This window comes from Kutzneria sp. 744 (assembly GCF_000568255.1).
Classification (GTDB): Bacteria; Actinomycetota; Actinomycetes; order Mycobacteriales; family Pseudonocardiaceae; genus Kutzneria.
Map to the genome: position 1 here is coordinate 3,197,905 of NZ_KK037166.1, position 5,485 is coordinate 3,203,389.

4 protein-coding genes and 2 pseudogenes are annotated in these 5,485 nt (G+C 70.5%); 1 reads left to right on the top strand and 5 read right to left on the bottom strand.

The window, feature by feature from the left end:
* Positions 1–724 (top strand): aKG-HExxH-type peptide beta-hydroxylase (locus KUTG_RS14230; RefSeq protein ID WP_232240797.1); only part of this gene is annotated, 724 nt, incomplete at its 5' end.
* 83 nt (positions 725–807) lie between these two features.
* On the opposite strand, the pseudogene KUTG_RS66155 reads toward KUTG_RS14230, so the two are convergent.
* From KUTG_RS66155 to KUTG_RS14250, 5 genes and pseudogenes are all read right to left on the bottom strand, one after another.
* Positions 808–999 (bottom strand): annotated as a pseudogene (locus KUTG_RS66155) (hypothetical protein); the annotation flags it as partial.
* A gap of 430 nt (positions 1,000–1,429) precedes the next feature.
* Positions 1,430–3,070 (bottom strand): PucR family transcriptional regulator, encoded by a 1,641-nt coding sequence (locus KUTG_RS14235; RefSeq protein ID WP_157494532.1) that lies wholly within the window; start codon positions 3,068–3,070, stop codon positions 1,430–1,432.
* A gap of 29 nt (positions 3,071–3,099) precedes the next feature.
* Complete coding sequence (gene menC / locus KUTG_RS14240) at positions 3,100–4,206, bottom strand: o-succinylbenzoate synthase (RefSeq protein ID WP_043717286.1); 1,107 nt, start codon at positions 4,204–4,206, stop codon at positions 3,100–3,102.
* Positions 4,207–4,217: 11 nt separating this feature from the next.
* Complete coding sequence (locus KUTG_RS14245) at positions 4,218–5,084, bottom strand: hypothetical protein (protein ID WP_043717288.1); 867 nt, start codon at positions 5,082–5,084, stop codon at positions 4,218–4,220.
* Position 5,085: 1 nt separating this feature from the next.
* A pseudogene (locus tag KUTG_RS14250) lies at positions 5,086–5,485 on the bottom strand (serine hydrolase); the annotation flags it as partial.

A 5,485-nucleotide genomic window follows, 5' to 3' on the forward strand; every position in this document is an offset into this window, starting at 1 on the left:
CCACGACGTCGCCGAGATCACGGCCGGGCGAGACGGATTCGCAATGCGGCACAAGGGTGTCGAGCTGACCGAATGGCGGCCGATGCGGCAGATCCGGGTCGAGCACAGTGGCCATGAACTGGCCGTGTGGCTGGACGATCTGTCCCCGTTCCGGGCCTTCGGCGACCCGCTGCCGGCCGAACCGTTGTCTGACAAAGCGGTTCTGGACTGGACGTCCACCTTGGACCAGGCCTGGCGGCTGCTGGTGTCCCGGCACACCGAACAGGCGGAGGGACTGGCCACCGGACTGGCCGCGCTGGTGCCCCGGCCGCGACGCAACAGGTTCCGGGATTCCAGCGCGACCTCGGCCGACGCGTTCGGCCTGGTGGAGCTGACGCTGCCGACGGACGCGCCGCGACTGGCGGCGGTGCTCATCCACGAGTTCGCGCACAGCAAGCTGAACGGCCTGTTCGACCTGGTGACGTTGGACGTGGAGGACCGCGACGAGATCTGCTACGCCCCATGGCGGGACGATCCCCGGCCGCTGCACGGGTTGCTTCACGGCGTCTACAGCTTCCTTGCCGTCACCGACTTCTGGCGGGCCGAAGGCGTGGACGACATGCGCACTTCAGCTTCGAGCTGCACCGGCTCCAGACCACGGACGCCACCGACACCATCGAGCGCAGTGGTCTGCTCACCGATGTCGGCGAACGTTTTGTCGCCACGATGCGGGAGCACGTGCTGACCTGGCAGCACCACCTGGTTCCGGAGCGGCATCGCCGCGCGGCCGAGCAGGTGGTGCTGGATCACCGCGCGACCTGGCAGCTGCGGCATCTGGCGCCCGATCCTGATCACGTGGCGGCGGTGGCCGCGGACGTGGAATCCGTTGCCCAGCTTGTGCCGCAACAGTTCCAGCACGAGGTGGCGTTCGTGGGCCGTGCGCAGGGACGACACGTCCTGCAGCGCGTCCACGAGGAGCCGAAGGGGCGGGTTGCCGTGGTCATGGCGCTGCTCGTTCACGCTCGTCCCCTCAGGTCCGGGTCCGAAGGACCGTCAGTGTGGCAGCTGGTCCGGTGTTCGGCCACGGTTCCGGCACGCGTTTTCGCCGGAATGGCCGCACCTTCGGCGCCCGTGGACAACGGTCGGTGGCTGCTGGCCGCCGAGCCGATGGTCCGAACAGGTGCACCTTGGGGATCTTGTGGCCAGTTCGTGGCCAAGGCCACGCCTCTGGCCGGCGTCCGGGCCGGCGGTGATCGTCGCGGTTCCGGTCGGAATGCGACAAATCCGGTCCACACAAGAGGAGCCGATCGTTCGGCGCGAATGTGTACTCGAACCATGCTGGTGTGCAAAGGAATCTGCGCTTCGCTACCGTTGCGGACCGTCCATTCAGCTCGGTGCGAATGGAGGAGTTCAGGGGGAGAAAGATGCCGGTCGGCGTGCTGGCCCCGGCTCAGCTCGACAGGCGCGGGTCGACGACGGTGCGCAGTTGCAGCATCATGGCGAAGCGGGCCTCGGGGTCCTTCAGATCGGCCTGGCCGACCTCGACTAGGCGGCGCATGCGGTAGCGGAAGGTGTTGGGGTGCACGTAAACCCGTGCGGCGGCGGCGTTGACGTCGCCGAACTCGTCGAGGTAGGCGCGCAGGGTGGCGACGAGGTGGCCGTTGTTCTCGGCGTCGTAGGCGAGCAGGCGGGCGACGGCGCCGGTGGGCTGGTCGCCACGGGCGAGGACCATGTCCCGTAGCTCCAGCACGAGGGTGTCGGTGTGCACATCGGCCAGCTGGGCGACGCGATGCCCGGTGCGGCGTTCTCGCAGCACGCGGACGATGCGGTCGGCGATGGCCCGGCTGTGGACCAGATCCGTGACGTCGTGGGCGATCGGGCCGACGGCGATGGCCGCGGGCGGCCGCTCGCCCACCCGGTCCAGGAACTCGGCGGCGAGACGGGAGGCGCGCTCCTCGGCGTCGGCTTGGGGCCGGGAGACGGGCACCAGGCCGTAGACGACGTCGCCGACCAGGGCGCAAGCGGCGCGTGGGTGCACGGCGGCGAGGTGCATGGTCAGGGCGTCGCCGAGGCGTTCGCGGGCACCGGCCAGCTCGCCGGCCGTCGTGCCGGGCGCTTCCACCATGGTGAGGGCGAGGACGACGACGGGCCGGTCGCCGAGCCCGAGGCGGTTGAGCGCGTCGCGGGCGCCGGGGCTGCCTTCGAGCGCGGTGGCCAGCAGGTCGGCCCGCAGCCGCCGGCCCACGTCGGAGCCGGCCCTCACTCGCAGCAGGTGCAACGCGACCAGCTTGGCCGCGTCGCACAGGGCCTCGCTGCGTTCCTCGCTCAGCTGCTCCTGCACTGCGGCCCAGATCGAGCCGAGGATCTCGTCCCCCGCGCGCACGGCCATCGCCACGCGCATCTGCGAAACACCCTCGTCAGGCAGCGAGTCCAGCACGACCGGCCGGTCGCTGCGGTACAGCTCCGCGAAGAAACCGCGTTTTACCAACATTCGTGAGTACCGCTCGGGAACGCGGCGGCCGAGCACCGTCTCGATGCGACTCTGGTCCGCCTCGTCCTGCCGTCCGGAGAACGCCAACACGCAGGAGTTGCGGTCCTCGATGGTGATGGGCGCGTCGATCAGCGCGGCGATGGCGTTGGCCAGGGCGAACAGATCGCCGGCCGGCAGCCCGCCGAGCGTGTCCGGCTCGGCGACCCCGACGTCGCCCTCGGCCAGCATGGACCGCAGCATCGCCGCGAGCTGACTCCAGGACGCGCCGCGCGTGAGCCCGAGCAGCGCGACCCCGCTTTCCTCCACCGCCGTGCGCAGGTCCGGATCGTCGACAACCGGCGCCCGCACGACCAGCCCGGCGGCCTTCTGCGCGCCGAGGGCGCGGATCAGGCCCGCGATGTCATGGGCCTCGGACAGCCCGTTCCCGAGCACGAGCGCGTTGGGCGGCAGGAGTTCCTCGTCGACCGGGTCGTGGATGACGACCCCGCCGATCTCGGTGCCGTCGTCCTCGCGGCCCACCTCGCCGTGGACGAGCTCCAGCAGGGTGGCGCCCAGATCGTCGAGGACACGCCGGAGGCTGGCCCGGGTTCGACCGATCACCGCTGGCACCTCCCGCCGTGAGCGTTGACCTAGCAGGATACCCACTCGGTCTTCGTCGTGACGGATTTGAGCTGGTCAGGGCGGGTTTCGACGCCAAGACCCGGTCCGGTCGGCACCGGGAGATGGCCGTCGTCGAGCACGAAGGGCTCGGTGATGTCGGAGGCGTAGTAGCGGTCGGAACCGGACGTGTCGCCGGGCATCGTGAAGCCGGGCAGGGCGGCCAGCGCGACGTTGGCGGCCCGGCCGACACCGGTTTCGAGCATGCCGCCGCACCACACCGCGACGCCGGCCGCGGCAGCCACGTCGTGGATGCGGCGGGCTTCGAGGTAGCCGCCGACCCGCCCGGGCTTGATGTTCACGACGCGACACGCGCCGAGGCGGATGGCCGCGGCGGCGGTGGCCGCCGAGGTGATCGACTCGTCGAGGCAGATCGGGGTGCGCACGAGCTGGGCCAGCTCGGCGTGGCCGAGCACGTCCTCCTCGTCGAGGGGCTGTTCGATGAGCAGCAGGTCGAACGGGTCGAGCTTGGCCAGCTGCCGAGCGTCGGCCAGGGTGTAGGCGGTGTTGGCGTCGACCTGCAACGCCACGTCGTCGCCGAAGCGCTCCCGCACCGCGCGCACGGGCTCGACGTCCCAGCCGGGCTCGATCTTGAGCTTGATCCGCACGTACCCCTGGTCGAGATAGCCGCCGACCGCATCCAGCAGCTGCGGCACGGAGTCCATGATGCCGACCGACACCCCGCACGGCACGCGGTCGCGGACCGCGCCCAGTTCCCGCGCGAGCGGCCGGCCCTCGGCCCGCAGCTCGGCGTCGAGCAAAGCCAGTTCCAGGGCGCACTTGGCCATGCGGTGACCCTTGAAGGGCGCGAGGATGGTGGCGACGCGACTGGCGTCGAGCCGGGGCGCGCCCGCCAGCGCCGGGATGAGGAACCGCCGCATCACGTCCTCGGCCCCGTCGACGTATTCCGGTGAGTACACGGGATCCGCCAACGCGCCGCATTCGCCCCAGCCTTCGGCGTCGGTGGTGACCGCGCGGACCAGCAGCACGTCACGGCCGGTCTGCACGCCGAACGAGGTTCGGAACGGGGCGACCAGCGGCATCGTGATCCGGCGGAGTTCGAATCCTTCGAGTTGCACCGTGTTTCTCCTCATCGCTGTAGGACGTACCAACCGCGGCGGTCGAAGCCGGTCACCCGGGCGTCGTCGGCGAGGAGGCCGCCGAGCACCTCCCGCACCGCCGTCCGCCACTCCTTGGCCCGGCCCGGATCCGACACCCTCAGCTTCTCGATGTCCGCCGGCACGGCCACGAGAACCGTTCTCGCACCGTGGGTTCCGCCGACCGGGTCGCCGCCGCTGTCGCGTTCCAAGGCGAACACTGCACCGCGCGTGACATCGGTGTCAACGGGCTGCGGCAGGCCGGCGCAGGCCCTGGCGACCTGCGGTGACGTGAGATCCCAGTGCAGGAGCAGGCGATCGGTGTCGTCGTCGCCGTTGATGCCGTCGTTCATGTCGCCGTAGAAGTTCGGCAGGTACTCGACCGGCCGGCCGCCGAGCTTGCCGATGTTGAAGTAGGCGTTGCGGGCGACGAGCGGGTCGAACGTCCACTTGACCACGGGCACCTTCTGGCGCAAGGCCCAGGCCCGTTGGTGCAGTTTGAGGGCGAAGCCCACGTGCCGGCCGGCGACCGTGGCGGAGACACCGGCGATGTGGCTGTGCAGCGCGTTGTCCGCCGGGGCCGCGAAGAAGCCGACACACGCGCCGACCAGCTTCGCGCCTTCGTACGCACCGGCCACGTAGTTGCCCGCCTTGCTCAGCGCCCGCAACAACTCCGCGCCGACCAGCGGGCCGGCGGTCGGTCGCCAGATTTCCGAGTACAGCTTGGTTATGGCGGCGAACTCGGACATTGCGTCGAATTCCCGGATCTCCACGCCAGCATGGGCAGCGGCCCGCGTGGCCGCCGCCGTCGCGTCCACAACAACAGAGATCGCGACCGCCCACTGTTGCGGCGTCGCCATGTCAGCCCACCTTCGGCGTCGCACGCACACCGTGGTGGACGTAGCGGGCACCGTCGGGCAACGTGTAGAACGTGACCGGGATCCAGGTCTGGGACTCGGGCGGCCGCACGACGTACAGATCGGGCGCAACGGCGGTCATAGGCAGTTCGGTGGTGGCCTGCGGCAGGAGCTTGGCGAGCGGACCGGTCACCGTCGTGCGCAGCACCGGCCCGTCGAGCACCTCCATACGAACCGAGGATCGCTCATACGTGCCCAGCCACGGCGTGATGTCGGCCTCGACGGGCACGGCCGGCGGCGCCAGCGGCGTCGGCAGCGCCACCCCGGCGGCCTCGGCGAAGATCTCCCGATACAGGTCCTCGTACAGGTCACGGGTGTTGCCGCCGTTGGTCAGCAGCGCGACC